The 18,832-nt window shown below is 64.5% G+C and carries 17 protein-coding genes and 1 tRNA gene; 11 read left to right on the top strand and 7 right to left on the bottom strand.

All coding sequences use genetic code 11. The features are described from left to right. Window positions 1–33 precede the first annotated feature (33 nt). The 3 genes from ACFFUC_RS06700 to ACFFUC_RS06690 all read right to left on the bottom strand — a co-directional run bounded on the left by ACFFUC_RS06700 (window position 34) and on the right by ACFFUC_RS06690 (window position 3,476). A tRNA-Thr gene (locus tag ACFFUC_RS06700) sits at window positions 34–109 on the bottom strand. A 131-nt stretch (window positions 110–240) separates the two neighbouring features. Next, window positions 241–2,529 (bottom strand): Orn/Lys/Arg family decarboxylase, encoded by a 2,289-nt coding sequence (locus tag ACFFUC_RS06695; RefSeq protein ID WP_377684715.1) that lies wholly within the window; start codon window positions 2,527–2,529, stop codon window positions 241–243. Window positions 2,530–2,693: 164 nt separating this feature from the next. After that, the gene (locus tag ACFFUC_RS06690; RefSeq protein WP_377684713.1) at window positions 2,694–3,476 is read right to left on the bottom strand and encodes an IclR family transcriptional regulator; all 783 of its coding nucleotides are present in this window, start codon (window positions 3,474–3,476) and stop codon (window positions 2,694–2,696) included. Between the two features lie 106 nt (window positions 3,477–3,582). Here ACFFUC_RS06690 and ACFFUC_RS06685 point away from each other — a divergent pair, with 106 nt between their 5' ends. From ACFFUC_RS06685 to ACFFUC_RS06650, 8 genes are all read left to right on the top strand, one after another. Continuing rightward, a complete protein-coding gene (locus tag ACFFUC_RS06685; protein ID WP_377684711.1) occupies window positions 3,583–4,575 on the top strand; it encodes a TRAP transporter substrate-binding protein in 993 nt (330 codons plus the stop codon). A 71-nt stretch (window positions 4,576–4,646) separates the two neighbouring features. Continuing rightward, window positions 4,647–5,153 (top strand): TRAP transporter small permease, encoded by a 507-nt coding sequence (locus ACFFUC_RS06680; protein ID WP_377684710.1) that lies wholly within the window; start codon window positions 4,647–4,649, stop codon window positions 5,151–5,153. Beyond that, a complete protein-coding gene (locus tag ACFFUC_RS06675) occupies window positions 5,150–6,433 on the top strand; it encodes a TRAP transporter large permease (protein WP_377684708.1) in 1,284 nt (427 codons plus the stop codon). The genes ACFFUC_RS06680 and ACFFUC_RS06675 overlap by 4 nt, the downstream gene beginning before the upstream one ends. Beyond that, window positions 6,430–7,491: a beta/alpha barrel domain-containing protein gene (locus ACFFUC_RS06670; RefSeq protein ID WP_377684706.1), complete on the top strand. Its 1,062-nt coding sequence runs from the start codon at window positions 6,430–6,432 to the stop codon at window positions 7,489–7,491. Before ACFFUC_RS06675 ends, ACFFUC_RS06670 begins: the two co-directional genes overlap by 4 nt. A gap of 12 nt (window positions 7,492–7,503) precedes the next feature. Further along, complete coding sequence (locus ACFFUC_RS06665; RefSeq protein ID WP_377684704.1) at window positions 7,504–8,433, top strand: DUF6282 family protein; 930 nt, start codon at window positions 7,504–7,506, stop codon at window positions 8,431–8,433. Then, entirely contained in the window at window positions 8,430–9,176 is a 747-nt protein-coding gene (locus ACFFUC_RS06660; RefSeq protein ID WP_377684703.1) for an HpcH/HpaI aldolase family protein, read from the top strand. The genes ACFFUC_RS06665 and ACFFUC_RS06660 overlap by 4 nt, the downstream gene beginning before the upstream one ends. A gap of 26 nt (window positions 9,177–9,202) precedes the next feature. Beyond that, window positions 9,203–10,102 carry a cupin domain-containing protein gene (locus ACFFUC_RS06655; protein WP_377684701.1) on the top strand — a complete coding sequence of 300 codons (900 nt, stop codon included), beginning with the start codon at window positions 9,203–9,205 and terminating at the stop codon, window positions 10,100–10,102. A 248-nt stretch (window positions 10,103–10,350) separates the two neighbouring features. Then, the gene (locus ACFFUC_RS06650) at window positions 10,351–11,349 is read left to right on the top strand and encodes an MDR family oxidoreductase (protein WP_377684699.1); all 999 of its coding nucleotides are present in this window, start codon (window positions 10,351–10,353) and stop codon (window positions 11,347–11,349) included. A gap of 30 nt (window positions 11,350–11,379) precedes the next feature. Here ACFFUC_RS06650 and ACFFUC_RS06645 read toward each other — a convergent pair whose 3' ends face one another. Then, a complete protein-coding gene (locus tag ACFFUC_RS06645; RefSeq protein WP_377684697.1) occupies window positions 11,380–12,777 on the bottom strand; it encodes an aminotransferase-like domain-containing protein in 1,398 nt (465 codons plus the stop codon). 120 nt (window positions 12,778–12,897) lie between these two features. Between ACFFUC_RS06645 and ACFFUC_RS06640 the strand changes: the two genes are divergently transcribed. Both ACFFUC_RS06640 and ada read left to right on the top strand, forming a co-directional pair. Next, the gene (locus tag ACFFUC_RS06640) at window positions 12,898–13,500 is read left to right on the top strand and encodes a LysE family translocator (RefSeq protein WP_377684695.1); all 603 of its coding nucleotides are present in this window, start codon (window positions 12,898–12,900) and stop codon (window positions 13,498–13,500) included. 130 nt (window positions 13,501–13,630) lie between these two features. Beyond that, window positions 13,631–14,731, top strand: coding sequence for a bifunctional DNA-binding transcriptional regulator/O6-methylguanine-DNA methyltransferase Ada (gene ada / locus ACFFUC_RS06635; RefSeq protein ID WP_377684693.1), 1,101 nt, complete (start codon window positions 13,631–13,633; stop codon window positions 14,729–14,731). 75 nt (window positions 14,732–14,806) lie between these two features. Here the strand turns inward: ada and ACFFUC_RS06630 are convergent, their stop codons facing one another. The 3 genes from ACFFUC_RS06630 to ACFFUC_RS06620 are packed head-to-tail and all read right to left on the bottom strand — an operon-like array spanning window position 14,807 to window position 17,800. Continuing rightward, window positions 14,807–15,124: an AtuA-related protein gene (locus tag ACFFUC_RS06630; protein WP_377684691.1), complete on the bottom strand. Its 318-nt coding sequence runs from the start codon at window positions 15,122–15,124 to the stop codon at window positions 14,807–14,809. A gap of 2 nt (window positions 15,125–15,126) precedes the next feature. Beyond that, window positions 15,127–16,494: an acyclic terpene utilization AtuA family protein gene (locus ACFFUC_RS06625; protein ID WP_377684689.1), complete on the bottom strand. Its 1,368-nt coding sequence runs from the start codon at window positions 16,492–16,494 to the stop codon at window positions 15,127–15,129. A gap of 13 nt (window positions 16,495–16,507) precedes the next feature. Further along, entirely contained in the window at window positions 16,508–17,800 is a 1,293-nt protein-coding gene (locus ACFFUC_RS06620) for a CitMHS family transporter (RefSeq protein ID WP_377684687.1), read from the bottom strand. 94 nt (window positions 17,801–17,894) lie between these two features. On the opposite strand from ACFFUC_RS06620, the gene ACFFUC_RS06615 reads away from it, so the two are divergent. After that, entirely contained in the window at window positions 17,895–18,815 is a 921-nt protein-coding gene (locus ACFFUC_RS06615; protein WP_377684685.1) for a LysR family transcriptional regulator, read from the top strand. Window positions 18,816–18,832: the final 17 nt, after the last annotated feature.

Here is an 18,832-nt window from a genome sequence, read left to right as displayed (position 1 = left end):
CCCTTGTGGCGATGCGCCAAGGTGCTGTTTTCATGGTGCCGGCTATAGGAATCGAACCCACGACCTTCTGATTACAAATCAGCTGCTCTACCTGCTGAGCTAAGCCGGCCCGAAAAAAGACCTAGCGCCAGACGGGAGGCATAGCAAGAGGCATGCGACAGTGCGGCGCAAGGTTTCGCGGTCGGGGCGCGGGCGCGGGCAGGGTGCTTCCGCCCGCGCGGGATTTTGGCTGCTGCGGACTTAATCGGCCACGCAATCGGCGTAGTAATGCGTCACGTGATCTGGACCCACTTCCGCGACAAGGCCGTGGATATCGGTCTCGAAACCGGGGCATTCGCGCGCGAATTCGCGGTTGAAACGCAGGTAGTCGACGATGCTCGCGTTGAACTTCTCGCCCGGGATCAGCAGGGGGATGCCCGGCGGATAGGGGGTGACGAGGCTCGTGGTAATGCGGCCTTCCAGCTCGTCGATCGGCACGCGTTCGGTCTTGCGGCGCGCGATATGCGAAAAGGCCTCGGTCGGCGTCATGGCCGGATCATGGTCGCTCAAATAGATCTCGGTCGAGAGCCGCGCCACGTCGTATTTGGCGTAAAGCGTGTGGACGTGCTGGCTCAGATCGCGCAGGCCCATATGCTCGTAACGCGGATGTTTGGCGGTGAAGTCGGGCATGACGCGCCACAGCGGCTGGTTGCGGTCGTAATCGTCCTTGAACTGCTGGAGCGCCGCCAGCAACGTGTTCCAGCGGCCCTTGGTGATGCCGATGGTGAAGAGGATGAAGAAGCTGTAAAGCCCCGTCTTTTCGACGACAACGCCGTGCTCGGTCAGATATTTCGAGACGATCGAGGCCGGAATCCCCGTCTCGTCGAAGCGCCCGTCGATATCGAGGCCCGGCGTGATGATCGTGGCCTTGATCGGGTCGAGCATGTTGAAGCCCGGGGTGATATGGCCGAAACCGTGCCAGCTGTCCTCGCCGTCGCGCTGGACGCCTTCGCTGTCGGTGCGGCGCAGCACCCAGTCCTTGGTCTGGCCGATGCCCTCTTCGGACAGCTCGTCCGGACCCCAGACCTTGAACCACCAGTCGTTCTCGCCGAACTCGTCGTCGACCTTGCGCATGGCACGGCGGAAATCGAGCGCCTCGAGCAGCGATTCCTCGACCAAGGCGGTGCCGCCGGGCGGCTCCATCATCGCGGCCGCGACATCGCAACTGGCGATGATCGAATATTGCGGGCTGGTCGAGGTATGCATCAGATAGGATTCGTTGAAGAGGTGCCGATCCAGCTTCACATTCTCGGAATCCTGCACAAGCACATGACTCGCTTGCGAAATCCCCGCGAGCAGCTTGTGGATCGACTGGGTGGCATAGGTCACCGAATGCTTGGTGCGCCCGCGCTTGCGGCCCATGGCGTGATAGGTGCCGTAGAAGGGGTGGAAGGCGGCATGGGGCAGCCATGCCTCGTCGAAATGGAGGTTGTCGACATAGCCGTCGAGCAGCGATTTGATCTCTTCGGTGTTGTAGAGCACGCCGTCGTAGGTCGATTGGGTCAGCGTCATGACGCGCGGCTTGACGGCATCGGCATCGACGCCCGCCAGCAGCGGGTTGGCGCGGATCTTGGCGCGGATCGATTCCGGCTCGAATTCGGAATGCGGGATCGGGCCGATGATGCCCCAATGGTTGCGCGTCGGACGCATGAAGACGGGAATCGCGCCGGTCATGATGATCGAATGCAGGATCGATTTGTGGCAGTTGCGGTCGACCACGACGACATCGCCCGGCGCGACCGTATGGTGCCAGACCATCTTGTTCGAGGTCGAGGTGCCGTTGGTCACGAAGAAGCAATGATCGGCGTTGAAGATGCGCGCGGCATTGCGCTCGGACGCGCCGATCGCGCCGTTGTGGTCCAGAAGCTGGCCCAGTTCCTCGACGGCGTTGCAGACATCGGCGCGGAGCATGTTTTCACCGTAGAACTGGTGATACATCTGGCCGATCGGCGATTTCAGGAAGGCCACGCCCCCCGAATGGCCGGGGCAATGCCACGAATAGGAGCCGTCCTCGGCATAATCCAGCAGCGCCTTGAAGAAGGGGGGCTGGATGCCTTCGAGGTAGTTCTTGGCCTCGCGGATGATGTGTTTGGCGACGAAATCCGGCGTATCCTCGAACATGTGGATGAAGCCGTGCAGCTCGCGCAGGATGTCGTTGGGCAGATGGCGCGAGGTCTTGGTCTCGCCATGCAGGAAGATCGGGACATCGGGGTTTTTCCAGCGCACCTCCTCGATGAAGTTGCGCAGGTCGAGGATCACGGGGCTCGGGTCGGGGCCGTCGCCGAATTCTTCGTCGTCGATCGAGAGCACGAAAGCCGAGGCGCGGCTTTGCTGCTGCGCGAATTGCGACAGATCGCCATAGCTCGTGGCCCCGAGGACCTCGAATCCCTCGCTTTCAATGGCCTCCGCCAAAGCGCGGATGCCGAGGCCCGAGGTGTTTTCGGACCGGAAATCTTCGTCGATGATGACAACGGGGAAGCGGAATTTCACGGGCATTCCTTTCGAGAGGCGCGTCAGGTTGCCCCGTTCATCGCAGCTTGCGCCTTGAGGTCAAGACCATTGTGCCGATGGCGGGCGGACAGGCGGGATTTGGGGATGAAGGGGGGTAAAGTCCAGCCCTTTTTCCGCCGAAATCCCCTGCCGCGCCGAATGGTTCAGCCGCGCTCTTCGCTGCCGTCCTGAACGGAGCTGCCGCGCTGGCCGATGGCCTTGGTCAGCGACAAAAGCGCGCGCAACTGGTCCTCGCTCGGGGCGGTGCCAAGATGCTGGATCGAGGCGATGAGGCCGATGCTGCCCAGAAGGCCGCCCTGCGCGTCGAAAATCGGCGCGGCGACGGCATTGATGCCCAGAAGCGATTCTTCGGGGGCCGTGGCATAGCCCAGCCGGCGCACCTCTTCGAGCTCGGCCACAAGGGCTGCCTTGTCGAGCACGCTTTTGGGGGTGACCGGCGCCAGCCGCTCGGGGAGGGAAGCGAGGATCGCGGGCGGACCGAACGCCAGCAGCACCTTGCCCTGGGCCGAGGAATGGAGGCTGAGCTCGCCCCCGGGGCGCACGCCGATCTCGATGGGCTGGTTGCTGGGCAGGGTCGCCACGACAAAGGCCGAGCGCGGCGTGGGCATGCTCAGCACCACCGCGACCCCCAATTCGTCGCGCGTGGCCCGCATCAGGGGCAGCGCGATTTCCGCCAGATTGGCCCCCGCCGGTGCGCGCTGCGCCATGAGCCAGAGCTTCGGCCCGAGGGTGTAAAGCGAAGAGAACGGGTCCTGTACGATCATCCCGTGTTCAAGAAGTGTCCGCAAATGTTTGAAAACAGCGCCTTTTGCGATGCCGACATCCGCGGCGATCTGCGTCACGCCCAAAGGGGACTCCGCAAAGGCGATCCTTTCGAGGATGCGCAGACAGCTATCCGCCGCGCGCACCGTATCCACCTTATCCATGCTCTCCCCCCTTTGGCCATCTTCGTTATCTCCGTGTTGACGGCTTTCTTCTTCCGTGTCAATTTGAGAACAGCGTTCCCACATGGGGAACATCGGAGGAGAAATCATGACGAAATTTGCGGTCGGTGCTCTTTTGGGTGCCTTGCTGTCGACGGCTGCCTGGGCTGATCCGGTTACCCTGCGTCTGGGACATGCGGTGTTCGAGCAGCACCCGATTCACGACACGGCAGTGCGCTATAAAGAAGCGGTCGAGCGTTTGTCCAACGGCGACATCAACATCGAGATCTTTCCCGCGCGCCAGCTGGGCGACGTGAAGGAGCTGATGGAAGGCGTCCAGTTCGGCACCGTCGACATGACCGTGAACTCGACCTCGGCCTATTCGACGCTCGAACCCTCGATCGACGCTTTCCAGCTGCCCGGTCTGATCCCCGATTACCAGGGCTTCGTCACCATGGCCAAATCGCCCGAGGCGCGCGCGATCATGGACCGTCTGGAAAACCACATGATGGTCGCGCTCGGCGTCTATGATGGTGGCCAGCGCCATTTCCTGACCGTTGGCGCGCCGGTCGAAAGCCTCGAAGGGATGAAGCATCTCAAGACCCGCGTCGCGCCGAACAAGATGTTCCTCGATGCGTGGAAGGCGACCGGCGTGAACCCGACACCGATGGCTTACGGCGAGGTTTACTCGGCGCTCGAAACCGGCACGCTCGATGCGGTCGAGATCAACCTGACCTCGATCGAAAGCGAGAAATATTACGAGATCGCCAAAGGCGTTACGCTGACCGGCCATTATTTCTGGCCGAGCTTCCTTTTGGTCAATCAGGCGAAATTCGCGGGTCTGACCCCCGAGCAGCAGGCGGTCATGCGTCAGGCCGCAGACGAAATCGTCGAGCCGCAGGTCATGGCGGTCCGCGATCTCGACGAAAAGATCAAAGGCGAGCTCGCGACCCGCAACATTCCGGTGGTCACACCTTCGGAGGCCTTCAAGGCGGAGCTCGCGGCCGCTTTCGCGCCGGTTGTCGCCCAATACGAGGCGACCGATCCGCTGATCGCGAACTTCGCGACCGCCGCCAAACAGCTGACCCCCGCCGCCCAGTAAAGGCGGCCCAAGGCTTGAGGGCGCGGTCGCAAGATCGCGCCCTCGGCTTTCGCCCAGAACGGAGAATTTCAATGTCCAAGCTTTGGCGCGCCTATATCGCCGCTATCGAGGCCTTTTGCTTCGCGGGGATCGGCGCGATTTTGGTGATCGGGACCATGCAGGTGGTCTGGCGCTATGTCTTCAACAGCTCGCTTTTCTGGTCGGAAGAGGCGATGCGCTATCTGATGATCTGGATCGTGATGGCGGGTGCGGGGATCAGCTATTCGCGCGGCCAGTTTCTGGGCATGCGCCTTGCGGTCGACCGTCTGCCGGCCGGTCTGCGCCGTCTGTTCGATCTGGTCGGTGCGGCGCTGATGCTCGTGTTTCTGGCGGTTCTGCTGTGGTTCGGCACGAAATTCGCCTGGATGACGCGGTTCCAGACCGCGACTGCTTTGGGCATTTCCATGTTCTGGGTCCATATCGCGATCACGCTGGGCGCGGCACTGCTCGCGCTGCATGTCGCGCTCAACGAGATTTTCGGCGTCGCGCGCGAAACCACGACCGATCACCACCATGATGACGCAGGAGAGGCCGCATGATCTGGCTCGGCTCTGTTTTTCTTTTCACCCTCGTCATCGGCATGCCGGTGGCTTTCGTGCTGGGCATCAGCGCTCTGGGCTATTTCTACTTCACCGGACAGACGCAGTTCCTGATCGTTCTGCCGCAGCGCATGCTGGCGGGGATGGATATGTTCGTCCTGCTCGCGATCCCGCTTTTCGTGCTGGCGGGCTCGATCATGGATGTGGGCGGGCTGACCCGCCGCCTGATCGGTTTCGCCAATTCCATCGTCGGACGCTTTCGCGGCGGCTTGTCGCTGACGGCGGTCTGGGGCTGCTTCCTTTTCGGTGGCGTCAGCGGATCGGCTGCGGCGGATGCGGCGGCGATCGGGACCGTCATGGTCCCCGACATGAAACGTCAGGGCTATGACGTCGATTATTCGGCCGGCCTGATCGCGGTGTCGTCCCTGATGGCGCCGCTGGTGCCGCCCTCGATCGCGATGATCATCTATGGCGCGCTGTCGGGCACTTCGATCTCGCAACTGCTGATCGCGGGGCTGGCACCGGGCTTCCTGCTCGCGATCCTTCTGTCGATCTATGCCGTCTGGGTCGCGCATCGGCGCGGCTATCCCAAGGCCGCAAAGCAGAGCCTGGGCGAAATCGCGCAGGGCTTCTGGAAGGCCATTCCGGTCATGCTTTTGCCGATCATCATCGTGGTGGGCATCCGCGGCGGCATCTTTACCGCGACCGAGGCGGCTGCCGTCGCCGCGATCTATGCGCTTTTCATCGCGACTTTCGTCTACCGCGCCATGAGCTGGCGTTTCCTCAAAGAGGCCTTCATCTCGACGGCGATCATCACCTCGGCGATCTATTTCCTCGTCGCGGTGGCCAATGTCGCGGGCTTCATCTTCGCGATCGAGCAATTGCCGCAAAAGGCCGTGGCACTGCTGACCGGCATTTCCGACAACAAATACGTCATCTTGCTGATGGTGAACCTGATCCTGCTGTTTCTGGGGATGTTCCTCGACACGATCGGGGTCCTGATCCTGACGGTGCCCGCGCTGATGGCGATCGGCAGCATGCTCGGTCTTGATCCGGTGCATCTGGGCGTGATGGTGGTCTTCAACGTGCTGGTGGGCTTCGTGACGCCGCCGGTGGGGCTGTGCCTGTTCGTCATCGCCGGTGTCACCGGCCGCCCGATGGAGAAGATCGCCTATCGCGCCTTGCCGATGATCGGGATCGCGCTGATCGTGCTGGCGCTGATAACCGTCTTCCCGCAGATCTCGCTGTTTCTGCCGCGCGTTCTGGGGGCAGGGGCATGAGCCGGCTTGCGGTCACGATCGGCGGGGTTCGTCTCAAGAACCCCGTGATTGCGGCCTCGGGCGAGCATCTGATCGATGATGCGGGGATCTTGTCGGCGATCAGGGCGGGCGCAGGCGCGGTGGTGATGAAATCCGCCAATGAATCGGCCCCCGCGCAGCGCCAGCTTTTGCAGGCCGAATATGCCGCGCTCGATCACCGCTGGAACCGGCTGGACTGGTCCGGGGATACGGCGGCGGATGCCACGCTTCTGACCCGTTCGGGGCTGAGCCCTTTGGGCTTCGACGATTGGCTGGCGCAGGCCGTGCGGATGGACCTTGAGGCGCGCAAACACGATTGCCTTCTGGTCGGATCGGTCGTCATGGCGGGGATCGAGGGCGCGGTAGAGCGTGCCCGCGCGCTCGAGGCCGCGGGTATCCGCGTGTTCGAGTTCAACATCGGCACCCCCTATGCGAGCCAGGCCGCCAAGGGCGCGGTTTCGACCGAGCTCTCGCCCGAGCGCGTCGCGGATCTGGTCGGCCGCATCACCGCCGCGGTCGATATCCCCGTCTGGGTCAAGCTGTCGGGCCAGAGCGAACGCGTGAGCGATCTCGTTGCCGCAGCCCTTGGCGCAGGCGCGCAATCGGCGGTGATCGCCGGCCGCGCCCTGGGCCTTGTGCCCGATCTCGACACGATGGAGCCGGTTCTGGGCACAAGCTGCGGTATCGGCGGCTACTGGAACCTGCCGCTCACCTGTCATTGGCTCGCGATGACGCGGGCGCGGCTGGGGGCGGGGCCCGCGCTGATCGGGATCAACGGCGCGACCGACGGCCATGATGTCGCGCGGATGATGCTGGCGGGGGCGAGCGCCGTGGGCCTGTCCTCCGCCGTGATGTTGCGCGGCTGGGGCGTTCTGTCCGAGGCCGTCGCAACCCTTGACGCCTATCTCGCGCAGAAGGGGCTGAGCGCTGCCGATCTGGTTGGCCGCGCCGCCGACAGCCGCCGCAATTTTGCCGACATGCCGGTCCTCGATCAGGTCTGGCGCAACCATATTCCCGCGCCTCTTGCGCGGCTCGATTGAAGGAGCAAACCCATGACTTCCGAGACCACGATTTCCGAGACCACCACTGCCCGCGACGCCCAGATCGACGCGCTGATGCAGGGGGCGGTCGATCTTCATGTCCATAGCGGCCCCTCGCTGCATCCGCGCAAACTAGATCACGTTGCCGCATTGCGCGAAGCCGACGAGGCAGGCATGCGCGCCGTCCTGCTCAAGGACCACTATTACCCGACCATGCCGATCGCCACGCTGATCAACGAGAACATGGGCTTCAAGGCCCGCGCCATCGGCTCGATCGTGCTGAACAATCCGCTTGGCGGGCTGAACCCCTCGGCGGTGGATTACGCGCTCAAACAGGGCGCGCGCGTCGTCTGGATGGCGACCGCCCATGCCAAGAACCACATGGATCACGAGGCTGACAAGCCCGGATTCAAATTCCCGCAGAACTCCAAGAAAACCGTGGCGCCGATCCCGCTGACCCTGACCGATGACAAAGGACTGGTCCGCGACGAGGTCAAGCACATCCTCGATCTGATCGCCGAGGCCGATGCCGTCGTCTCGGGCGGGCATCACCATGTCAGCGAGCTTTTCCCCTTCTACGAAGAGGCCAAGGCGCGCGGCGTGAAGCGGCTGTTTCTCAACCACCCGACCTATGTCAACGATTGCAGCCTCGATCAGGTCGCCGAACTCGCGGCGATGGGCGTCAAGATGGAGCATTCCGTCTGCATGTTCATCCCCTCGACCTTCCAGATTTTCGATGCCGCGCATTTGCGTGCGGTCGTCGATGCGGCAGGTGTCGAGAACAGCTTCTTCGGGACCGATCTCGGCCAGATGAAAAATCCCAATCCCGTCGAAGGTATGCGCCAGATCATCGCCATGCTGATGGATGCGGGCTATTCGGACGGTGAAATCCGCCAGATGACCACGACCATCGCCGCCGATCTGGTGGGGCTCGAGGCATGAGCCTGCGCGACAAGATCCGGGCGGGCGAGCTGGTCGTCGGCACCTTCGTCAAGACGCCCGCGCCCCATGTGATCGAGATCCTCGGTCACGCGGGGCTCGATTTCGCGGTTCCCGATCAGGAGCATGCGCCGCTTGATCTCGGCGCGATGGACCAGCTCGCGCTGGCCTCGCGCGCGGCGGGCCTTCCTTTGGTCGCGCGGTGCTGGGGCCAGTCTGCGGCGCGGATCTCGCCGCTGATGGATCTGGGCTGTGCAGGCGTGATGGTGCCCCATGTCATGGATGGCGCCACCGCGAAAAGCGTGGTCGAGGCGGTGAAATTCGCGCCGCGCAAACGCGGCCTCTCGCCTTCGCCGCGTGCGGGCAATTACGGCACGATGACCGCGCCGGCCTATATCGCGGCCTCGGATGCGCAAAGCGTCGTCATGGTCCAGATCGAGGATGTCGAGGCGCTGGCCCATCTCGACGAGATCGCGGCCACGCCCGATGTGGATGTGCTGTTCGTTGGCCCCGCCGATCTGTCGCAATCGCTGGGCTGCGGCTTTCCATCGGCAGAGCTGGACGCCGCGATCATGCAGGTCGTGGGTGCTGCCAAAGGCGCAGGTATCGCGGCGGGGCTTTTCGTCGGCGACGAGGCCCAGATCAAAGGCTGGCAGGACAAAGGCGTCAGCGTTTTCGTTTGCGGCTCGGATCAGGGCCTTTTGCTCAAAGGGGCGCGCCGGATCATGGCGGCCCTGCGCGATTGATCGCGCCAAACCGGATTGGACCAGAGATGTATAAAGACAAAGACCCCCGCGCAGCCCTTTTTGCGGCCGCCACGAAACCGCCGCAAACCGGCCTGATCGCGGTCGAGCAGGTCGCCGAATTCCATAAAACCGCGCCGCAGATCGCGCAGGACGGGCGCAAGGAATGGCTGCAGCGCGGCTGCAACTTCGTCCTCGTCTATGGCGAGGCCGAGGCGGGCGCGAGCTTCGTGCGGCACGGGCAGGAGGACGAATATGTCGTGATCCTGCCCGATGGCCCGGCCTGGATCGAGGCCAATGGCGCGGTGCAGGATGTCGCGGGCAATTCCATTGTTTTCGTTCCGCCGGGCGAAAGCCGCGTGATCTTGCCCGAGGGCGGCACGATCGTGCGCCTGTTCACCGCCAAAGCCGCCGATCTTCTGGCGCTTTGCCCCAATCGCGCCGCCTATGACGCGGGCCGGAGCCATATTCCGCCTTTCGCGACATGGCCCGCCCCCGAGGGCGGCTACCAGATCCGCGCCTATAGTCTTGATGTCGCGCCGCAAGAGGGCCGTTTCGGCCGCATCTTCCGCTGCACGACCTTCATGGTGAACTTCCTTGACGTTTCGAACGGGCCGCGCGATCCCAAAAAGCTCTCGCCCCATCACCACGACGATTTCGAGCAATGCTCGCTGGCGCTTGCGGGCAGCTTCACCCACCATCTGCGCTGGCCTTGGACGGTCGACCGCAACGACTGGCAGCGCGACCAGCATCTCGACATGGGCTCGCCTTCGTCGCTGGTGATCCCTCCGCCGGTCATCCACACGACCGAGGCGAGCGGCGCGGGCGCCAATGCGCTGGTCGATATCTTCTGCCCGCCGCGCATGGATTTCTCGCTGCAGGAAGGCTGGGTCCTGAACGCGGCCGATTACCCCATGCCCGAAGCATAAGCAGGCGCCGGGCTCCGGCGCCGCGGCGGTTGAAAAGAGACGGTAGAATTGAGGCGGGCATGGCGCGAAGCCGTGCCCGTTTCTCTCTTGCCGGCAGCCCGCATGAGGGTTGCGCATTTCCGGTTGCATGGCAGGTGAAATCCGCCTCTCATGGCACAAAGCCGAAGGGACGGGCCGGTCTGCGGCCCTTGTTGCGGGCCGTCCCGCATTCCTTGGTGCGGCGCGATTTCAACGAAAGAGGCATGGCCATGACGATCGACAAAGGCTTTCCGGCGCTTGTGATCCGCGAGGCGGGGGGCAAACGGCAGGCGGGGCTCGAGACCCTGACCCGCGCCGATCTTCCCGCGAACGACGTTCTGGTCGAGATCAGCCATTCGAGCCTCAACTACAAGGATGGTCTGGCGATTGCGGGGACGATCCCCATCGCCCGCCGCCTGCCGATGGTGGCGGGGATCGATCTGGCGGGCGTGGTCGTGGAATCCGGTGTCGCGGGCTGGAAGGCGGGCGATCAGGTTCTGGTCAACGGCTGGGGCCTGTCCGAGACCGAATGGGGCGGCTATTCGCGCTATCAAAGCATCAAGGCCGCCCATCTGACGCGGCTTCCCGCGGGCTTTTCGCCGGCCGAAGCGATGGCGATCGGGACCGCCGGCTATACGGCGGCGCTTTGCGCGATCGCGCTCGAGGATTGGGGCAAGATCACGCCGGGCGAGGGTGAGGTTCTGGTCACGGGGGCAGCGGGTGGGGTCGGGACCGTCGCCATCGCGCTGCTGGCGCGACGCGGATACCGCGTCATTGCCGCAACCGGCCGCGAGAGCCAGCACGGATTTCTCGAAAGCCTCGGGGCCAAGGGCTTTGTCGCGCGCGCCGATCTGGCCGAAGCCGGACGCCCGCTTCAGGCAGAGCGTTGGTCGGGCGCGCTCGATGCGGTCGGCAGCCATACCTTGGCCAATGTGCTTGCCCAGACGGTTTACGGCGGCGCGGTTGCAGCCTGCGGTCTGGCGCAGGGCATGGATCTGCCGTCGAGCGTGATGCCGTTCATCCTGCGCGGGCTCGCGCTTTTGGGCGTGGATTCGGTCATGGCCCCGCAAGCAAAACGCGACAGGGCCTGGGATTATCTCGACCGCCATCTTGACCGCGGTCTTTTGGCCGCGCTGACCACGACCGCGCCGCTTGCCGATGTGCCGAAACTGGCCGAAGCGATCCTGAAGGGCGAGACGCGCGGGCGCTATGTGATCGAGATCGGCTAGATCGCCCCTGATACGAGGCCCGCGCGGGGATCAGGGATAGCCCGCCGTGCCCGCCTGTTCCGAGGCCTGCGCCGCGTCGAGGCGCCTCCGGATCAGATGCAGCGCGCGTTCCAGCGCCTCGAGGGGAGGCGCGCCGATGCTGATGCGCAGGCCGGAGTAGGCGTCCTCGGGGTCGCTCGTGAAACGCTCGGGCGCGGGCAGGATCACGCCGTCGCCCGCCAAAGCCCGCACCAGCGCCGATGCCTCGGGCAATGGCATCGCAAGCCAGAGATGAAAGCCGCGCGCCGCGCTGAAAATCCGTGCTTCGGGCAGGATCGCGCGGACCAGATCGTTGCGCCGGACCGCTTCCTGCCGGATCGAAGTGGCAATGGCGGGGGCGGTGCCGTCGGCCAGCCATTCCTCCATCATCAGGCTGGTTACGGGCGAGGCCATCGACGAGGTCGCCTGAATGATCGCGACGGCACGGGGGACCAAAGCGGCGGGCGGGGCGATCACCCCCATGAAAAGGCCGGGGCTGAGGACCTTCGACAACCCGCTGACATAGACCACCCGCTCTGGCGCCAGCATGGCCAGCGGCGGCATGTCGGGGGGCGCGAAGATCGAATAAACGTCGTCCTCGATGACGGTGATGTCATGGGCGCGGCACAGGCGCGCGATTTCGAGACGGCGGTCGAGCCCCATCGTCGCGCCGGTCGGGTTCTGAAGTGTGGGCGTGACGTAAAGCACCGGCGCAGGCTCCGCCGCGCGCTGCGCCGTTAACGCTTGCTCGAGCGCTTGCGGCAGGAGGCCTTGCGCGTCGCAGGCAAGCCCTTCGAGCGGATGGAGACCCTGCCGCGCCAGAGAAATCGCGCCGGGGTAGGAGTGGCGCTCGGTCAGAACGCGCGTGCCGGACGGCGCGACCAGCGCGAAGGCCACCGAGAGCGCATGTTGCGCGCCATTGCACAAAAGCACCTGTTCGGCAGCGATCTCCAGCCGCTGGAGGCCAAGCCATTGCGCCATCTGTGCCCTTTGCCTCGGGCTGCCGATCCCCGTCGTATAGGCCCCGAAGGATCCCGCATCGAGCCGTTTGGCCAGCTTCGACAGCGTTGCCGCCAACAGGCGGTCGCTGAGCATCTGGGGCGGGGTGTTGATGCTCAGATCCACGCGGTTCTGCGGGAGGGGCGTGGTGCCCGCGACGAACATGCCCCGACCGCGAACGGCATGGACCAGACCGCGCCGCTCGAGCGCGGCATAGGCTTTCGTGACCGTGCCGAGCCCGATTCCGAGCTGATAAGCCAGCTCGCGATGCGGCGGAAGGCGCGCGCCGGTCGGGACGGCGCCGCTCGTGATATCCTCGGCCAAAGCGGCGACCAGACGCTCGAGCGGGCGCTTGCCGCCATCGGCGGGGGCGTCGCCGAGCCGCGGCGTCCAGGGAGAGGCGAGGTGCATGTCCTGTCCTGCCGTTCGGAAAAGTGTCACGGTACACTATAAGGTATTTTCAAAAAGTGTCACAGATTTCATCTTCAGCGCAATCCGCCTTCGCTTGCGGTTGCCGCTCAGGATAGTGCCATGCCCTCCGATCTGTTTCTGGCGTTCGTCGCCTATGCTTTCGTCACTTCGATCACGCCCGGTCCGAACAACACGCTGCTGCTCGCCTCGGGGGCGACCTACGGGTTTCGTCGTACGGTGCCGATGATCCTCGGGGTGACTTTGGGCTTTTCCTTCATGGTGCTGGCGGTGGGATTGGGGCTCGGCGGGGTCTTTCTGGCCTCGCCCATGCTCCACGAGATCATCCGTGTGACCGGCGCGGGCTATCTGGCCTATCTGGCGTGGAAAATGGCGTCAGCACCGGTCGAGGGGATCGACCGCACCGATGCGCGGCCCTTGGGTTTCGCGCGGATGGCGGCCTTCCAATGGGTCAATCCCAAGGCCTGGATCATGGCGGTCGGCGCGGTTGCGACCTATGCACCGCAAGAGCGGTTCATCGCGAATATCGCGCTGCTTGCGCTGGTCTATTTGATGGTCAATGCGCCCTGCGTCACGCTTTGGGCGGGGTTCGGGACGATGCTGCGCGGGATTTTGGCCTCTCCGCTGCGCCAAAGGCTGTTCAATATCGTCATGGCGCTGATGCTGCTCGGCTCGCTCTATCCGATCCTGACGGCGGTTGTCTGAGGCCGCAGGCCTGAGAGCCCGACCGCCGGCCACCTGCCGCGATCCCGCGAATTTGACAGCAAGGGGCGGAGTGAGCGCTGGTCTTGGCCGCGCTACTCTGCTTCCATCATCGCAAGTCGCGGGAAGTCCAATGACCAAATTCGAACCCCAGATCATCAGCCCCGATGCGGCCGCAGAGGCGCCGCCCACCGAAAGAGATCCGCGCTGGCAAGCGGTCGTCGCGCGTGACCGCAACGCCGACGGGCAGTTCGTCTATGCGGTCAGAACGACGGGAGTCTTTTGCCGCCCTTCCTGCCCCGCGCGATTGGCCAAGCCGCAAAATGTCGCGCTTTTCGACACGGTGGCACTGGCCGAAGCGGCGGGTTTTCGGCCCTGCCTGCGCTGCCATCCCAAGGGCCGTTCCCCCGCCGAGGCCAATGCCGAGCTGATCGCCGAGGCCTGTCGCCTGATCGAGGCCGCCGAGGAACTTCCGACCCTCGACCGTCTCGCCGCCCGCATCGGGCTGAGCCCCTATCATTTCCACCGCCAGTTCAAAGCGGTCACCGGCCTGACCCCCAAGGCTTGGGCCATGGCCCATCGCGCGCGCAAATTGCGTGCGGGTCTGGCGCAAGAGGGCGGCAGCGTGACCGGCGCGATCTACGAGGCGGGCTACGGCTCGGGCAGCCGCTTTTACGAACGCGGCGCGCAGACGCTCGGCATGACGCCCACGCGCTACCGCAGCGGCGGCAAAGGGGCCGAGATCCGTTTTGCGGTCGGACAAAGCAGCCTTGGCGCGATTTTGGTGGCGCAAAGCGCGCAGGGCGTCTGCGCGATCACGCTCGGCGACGATCCCGAGGTGCTGATCCACGATCTCGAGGACCGTTTCCCCGATGCGACCCTGATCGGCGGCGATGACGGTTTCGAGGATTTGGTGGCCAAGGTGGTGGGGTTTGTCGAGGCACCGCGGATCGGCCTCGATCTGCCGCTCGATATCCGCGGAACCGCCTTTCAGGAGCGCGTCTGGCAGGCCCTGCGCGAGATCCCCGCCGGAGAGACGGCCTCTTATGCCGGTATCGCCCGCAAGATCGGCGCGCCGAAATCCGCGCGGGCGGTGGCGCAGGCCTGTGCGGCGAATGCGCTTGCCGTGGCCATTCCCTGCCACCGCGTGTTGCGCAATGACGGCGCGCTTTCGGGCTATCGCTGGGGGATCGAACGCAAACGCGCCTTGCTCGCATCCGAGGCACGGCGCTGAGGCGACAGGCACCGAGAAAGGAAAACCAAACGGCCGGAGGGATGCTCCGGCCGTTTTGCGTTCTGCGCGGCAGCCTCAGGGCGTCTCGACCTCTGCGGCGAGCAGAAGGAAGGACAAAGCCTTGCCGTGACCATCAAGGCCGAGGCTTGAATTCACCCCGCCCTCGAGCAACCCGTCGATCACGAAATTCATCGCTCCAAGCTGGGGCAGCTCGTAACGCGTGATCTTGCTCGACGCGCGGGCGGCAAAGACGCGGGCCACGAAATCGGGCGTCACCTGATCGCGGATGATCGCGTAGTCTTCGAGCGCGTAGCAGATCAGGGAAATATTGCCGCGATTGCCTTTGTCGCCGGCGCGGGCATGGGCAATGCGGTGAAGCGGTGTCTTTGCCATGATCAGTCCTCCTCGACCAGCGAGACGCTGGGGTGGATGCGGTCGCGTTCGAGCAGGCAGGACGCGCTCCAGAAACGCGGGGTTTTGCTGGTGCGGATGCCCGCACCGGCGGCGGGACCGGCGCAATAAAGCGCGCGCACCTCGTCGAGGAAACGGTCCAGCTCGTTCGGCGAGAAGGACTGCGCCGCCACGCGGACGCGCACGTCAGAAGGAGTGGCTTGTGCCGCATCGAGGGTCGTGCCGGCATTGTCGTTGAAGATGCTCGCGACCCCGATCAGATCGGCGCGGATCTGCAGCTCGGGCAGGCGGCGTGCCAGTCGCTTTTGCAGGATTTCGATGGCGAGGCGGCCGCGCGCGGCGGCATTGGGCCCTGCATAGGACACCTCGCCCTCGGCGAGATAGCCGCCGTCGATACAGACCGTGGCCTTGAGGGTGGGGGTGCGCGGCTTGCCCCTGACGCCGGTCACGCGCACGCGGTCGGGGCCGAGCTCCTCTATCTCGACACCGCTGACATCGATCACCACATCGGGCGTGAGATAGGCGGCGGGATCGTGGATTTCATACAAGAGCTGCTCGGCCACGGTGGCGAAATCGACGCGACCGCCGGTGCCTTGCGGCTTGGTCACGACGAAACTGCCGTCGGCCGCGATCTCGGCGATCGGATAGCCGACCTCGTCGAGGCCGGGCACATCCTTGAGGCCGGGATCCGCGAAATAGCCGCCCGAAACCTGCGAGCCGCATTCGAGCAGATGCCCGACCAGCGTGCCCGCCGCGAGATGGTCGAGATCGGCTTCGCTCCAGCGGAAGGCATGGATGAGGGGGGCAAGCGCGAGGGCCGGATCGGCGACCCGTCCCGCGATCACGATATCGGCGCCGAGATCGAGCCCCGCCGCGATCTCGAAAGCGCCGATATAGGCATTGGCCGAAATCACCTCGGGGCGGCGGGCAAGAAGCGTGCCCATCACCTCGCGCGGGATCAGCTCGTCGAGCGGGAATTCGTCGCTGACGTCATCGCCCTCGACCACCGCGATTTTGATATGGGGATGGCCCAGCTCGGCCGCGAGTTTGCGCACGATGCGGGCGGCTGCGCGGGGATTGGCCGCGCCGAAATTCGAGACGATGCGGATGCCCGACGACAGGCAATCGGCCAGAACCGGACGCAGGAAGCGCTCGACGCCCGTGCCTGCACCGGCATCGGGGTCCTTTTTTCTGGCGATCTGCGCGAGGGCCAGCGTGCGCTCTGCGAGGGTCTCGAACATCAGGAAACGCGGGCCTTCGAGGCGGGCGAGCTCCGCCACGATTGCCACCGCCCCGTCCGAGCGGTCGTCGGCAAAGCCCGCTCCGCAGCCGATCCGAACAATCTTGTCCATCCTGTTTCCTTTCTCAGATCGCGCCGGTGAGGCTTGCAACCACGGTCATGACGATTGTCGTCATGAAGGCCCATTTGAAGACGAATTTCTGATGTGCCCCCAGAGAGACCCCCGAAAGGCCGATCAGGATGAAGGTCGAGGCCGTCAGCGGGCTCAGCGGGAAGCCCGTGGTCATCTGGCCCATGAGCGCCGAGCGCGCGATGTCGAGCTGGTCGAGCCCCATCGCCGCGCCGCCCGAGGTCAGCACCGGCAGAATGCCGAAGTAGAAGGCATCCGGCGTGAAGGCGAGACTGAGCGGCATGCTGGCCAGCGCCACGATCTGGGGCAGGGCTCCGCTGAACTTCTCGGGCATGATGGCGACGAAACCCTGTGCCATCGCGTCGATCATCCCCGTGCCCGACAGGATGCCGGTGAAAATCCCCGCGGCAAAGATCATCGAGGTGACGATGACCACGCTGTCGGCATGGGCGACGAGACGGGCTTTCTGCTCCTCCCAGCTGCGGTAATTGACCACCAAAGCGATACAGAAGGCGATGATGAAGATCGGTCCGAGCGGAAGGATATGCATGAAAAGCACGACCAGAACCGCAAGGGTCAGCGCGACGTTGAACCAGAAGAGCCTCGGCCGCAGCGCGCCTTCGTCGGCGGGATCGGTCGTCACGACCAGCTTGGTCGCATCCAGCTCCGTATCGATGCCGAGACGTCTGCGCTCGCCGTAGCCGATCAGCGCGGCGGCGACAAAGACCCACAGAATGCCCGCGATCATCGCGGGGATGAGCGGGTGGAAGACCTGCGCGCTATCCGCGCTCATCACGCTCATGACGCGGGCGGTCGGGCCGCCCCAAGGCAGCAGGTTCATCACCCCCGCCGAAAGCGCCACGACGCCGGGCAGAACCACGGGGTTCATCTTGAGCGCCTTGTGGACCGGCAGCATCGCGGTCACCGTGATCAGGAAGGTCGTGGCCCCGTCGCCATCGAGCGAGACCAGCATCGCCAACGCCGCCGTGACCAGACAGAGCCGCACGGGGTCGCCTTTGATCAGCCGCGCGAGGCCCAGAATCATCGGGTAGAATATCCCCGTGCCCAGCATCAGCCCGAAGAACAGTACCGCGAACATGATCATGATGCCGGTCGGCGCGACCCGCGTGATCCCGTCGACCATCATCGGGCCGATCTCGGCTCCGAAGCCGCCGATCAGCCCCGCGATCAGCGGGATCAGGACCAGCGCCACCAGCACCGAAACCCTTCCGCTCAAGGTGACGATCAGGAAAACCGCGATCGTCGCAAAACCCAGAATTGTTAACATCCCATCCCTCCCGCAAGCCGCTCCCCCGGCTGTTGCAGACAAATTGGCAGATTGGGTCTTGCGTCAGAAATGAATAATTACGACAAACTCATGCATGAAACGCATAGATATATCCCCCTTCGAAATCCAGATTTTCCTCGAGGTGGCGGCGACGGGAAACTTCAGCCGCACCTCCGAGACGATGGCTTTGTCCCAGCCAGCAGTCAGCCGCGCGATCAACCGGCTGGAGCAAAGGCTCAATCTGCGCCTTTTCGACCGCACGACGCGGCAGGTCGTTCTGACGCCCTTTGGCGAGGCGTTCTTGCCGATCGCCAAGCGCGTGGTTCATGATCTGACGGTCTCGCTCGACGAGATGACGAGCTATGTTACGGGCGGCTCCACCCATCTCGCGATCGCGGCGCTGCCCTCGGTCGCGGCGCGGATCCTGCCTGCGCCTTTGCGCAGGTTCCATATTGATTTTCCGTCGGTTACGATCGATATTCTCGACAGCTTCAAGGGCAATGTTTCCGAGGCCGTAACCCGCGCCGAGGCCGATTTCGGCATTTCGGTCGAAACCGAGGCCGCGCCGCATCTGGGCTTTTCGCCGCTGGTGCGGGACCGCTTCTTCGCCGTGCTGCATCACGATCACCCGCTGGCCGCACAAGCCGAATTGTCATGGGCGGATTTGCTGCAGTCACCGCTTATCGCCATGCGCACCATGACCAGCGTGCGCCAATTGACCGACCAGCTTTTGCGCGATCTGGGGCAGGCGGGCGGTTATGCCCACGAGGCGACGCATCCCGCGACGGCGGGCGCGATGATAGAGGCGGGGCTGGGCGTGACGGCGCTGCCCGAGCTGACGCTCGAGCTTTTGCCGCGCGGCAATCTGGTTTTCCGCCCGCTGAACGCTCCGGAGCTTTGCCGCGATCTCGGGATCATCTTCAGGCGCGGGCGCACACTGCACCCTCTGGCCCAGAAGCTGATGGATTACATCGCCGAGGATCAGGCCGCCAAAGCGCAGGGGCACGCCGGATGACGGCCTGAAGGGCCGGG

The sequence above is a fragment of the Paracoccus cavernae genome (assembly GCF_042430175.1).
In the GTDB taxonomy this organism is placed as follows: Bacteria; Pseudomonadota; Alphaproteobacteria; order Rhodobacterales; family Rhodobacteraceae; genus Paracoccus; species Paracoccus cavernae.
The sequence above is the reverse complement of the archived record's forward strand: the minus strand, read 5'-3'. Positions and strand labels throughout refer to the sequence as shown.

What these genes read in the sequence shown, in the direction of transcription:
- ACFFUC_RS06690 (WP_377684713.1), bottom strand. Translation starts at nt 3,476, where the DNA reads ATGGATAAGGTGGATACGGTGCGCGCGGCGGATAGCTGTCTGCGCATC.
- ACFFUC_RS06685 (WP_377684711.1), top strand. Translation starts at nt 3,583, where the DNA reads ATGACGAAATTTGCGGTCGGTGCTCTTTTGGGTGCCTTGCTGTCGACG.
- ACFFUC_RS06680 (WP_377684710.1), top strand. Translation starts at nt 4,647, where the DNA reads ATGTCCAAGCTTTGGCGCGCCTATATCGCCGCTATCGAGGCCTTTTGC.
- ACFFUC_RS06675 (WP_377684708.1), top strand. Translation starts at nt 5,150, where the DNA reads ATGATCTGGCTCGGCTCTGTTTTTCTTTTCACCCTCGTCATCGGCATG.
- ACFFUC_RS06670 (WP_377684706.1), top strand. Translation starts at nt 6,430, where the DNA reads ATGAGCCGGCTTGCGGTCACGATCGGCGGGGTTCGTCTCAAGAACCCC.
- ACFFUC_RS06665 (WP_377684704.1), top strand. Translation starts at nt 7,504, where the DNA reads ATGACTTCCGAGACCACGATTTCCGAGACCACCACTGCCCGCGACGCC.
- ACFFUC_RS06660 (WP_377684703.1), top strand. Translation starts at nt 8,430, where the DNA reads ATGAGCCTGCGCGACAAGATCCGGGCGGGCGAGCTGGTCGTCGGCACC.
- ACFFUC_RS06655 (WP_377684701.1), top strand. Translation starts at nt 9,203, where the DNA reads ATGTATAAAGACAAAGACCCCCGCGCAGCCCTTTTTGCGGCCGCCACG.
- ACFFUC_RS06650 (WP_377684699.1), top strand. Translation starts at nt 10,351, where the DNA reads ATGACGATCGACAAAGGCTTTCCGGCGCTTGTGATCCGCGAGGCGGGG.
- ACFFUC_RS06645 (WP_377684697.1), bottom strand. Translation starts at nt 12,777, where the DNA reads ATGCACCTCGCCTCTCCCTGGACGCCGCGGCTCGGCGACGCCCCCGCC.
- ACFFUC_RS06640 (WP_377684695.1), top strand. Translation starts at nt 12,898, where the DNA reads ATGCCCTCCGATCTGTTTCTGGCGTTCGTCGCCTATGCTTTCGTCACT.
- ada (WP_377684693.1), top strand. Translation starts at nt 13,631, where the DNA reads ATGACCAAATTCGAACCCCAGATCATCAGCCCCGATGCGGCCGCAGAG.
- ACFFUC_RS06630 (WP_377684691.1), bottom strand. Translation starts at nt 15,124, where the DNA reads ATGGCAAAGACACCGCTTCACCGCATTGCCCATGCCCGCGCCGGCGAC.
- ACFFUC_RS06625 (WP_377684689.1), bottom strand. Translation starts at nt 16,494, where the DNA reads ATGGACAAGATTGTTCGGATCGGCTGCGGAGCGGGCTTTGCCGACGAC.
- ACFFUC_RS06620 (WP_377684687.1), bottom strand. Translation starts at nt 17,800, where the DNA reads ATGTTAACAATTCTGGGTTTTGCGACGATCGCGGTTTTCCTGATCGTC.
- ACFFUC_RS06615 (WP_377684685.1), top strand. Translation starts at nt 17,895, where the DNA reads ATGAAACGCATAGATATATCCCCCTTCGAAATCCAGATTTTCCTCGAG.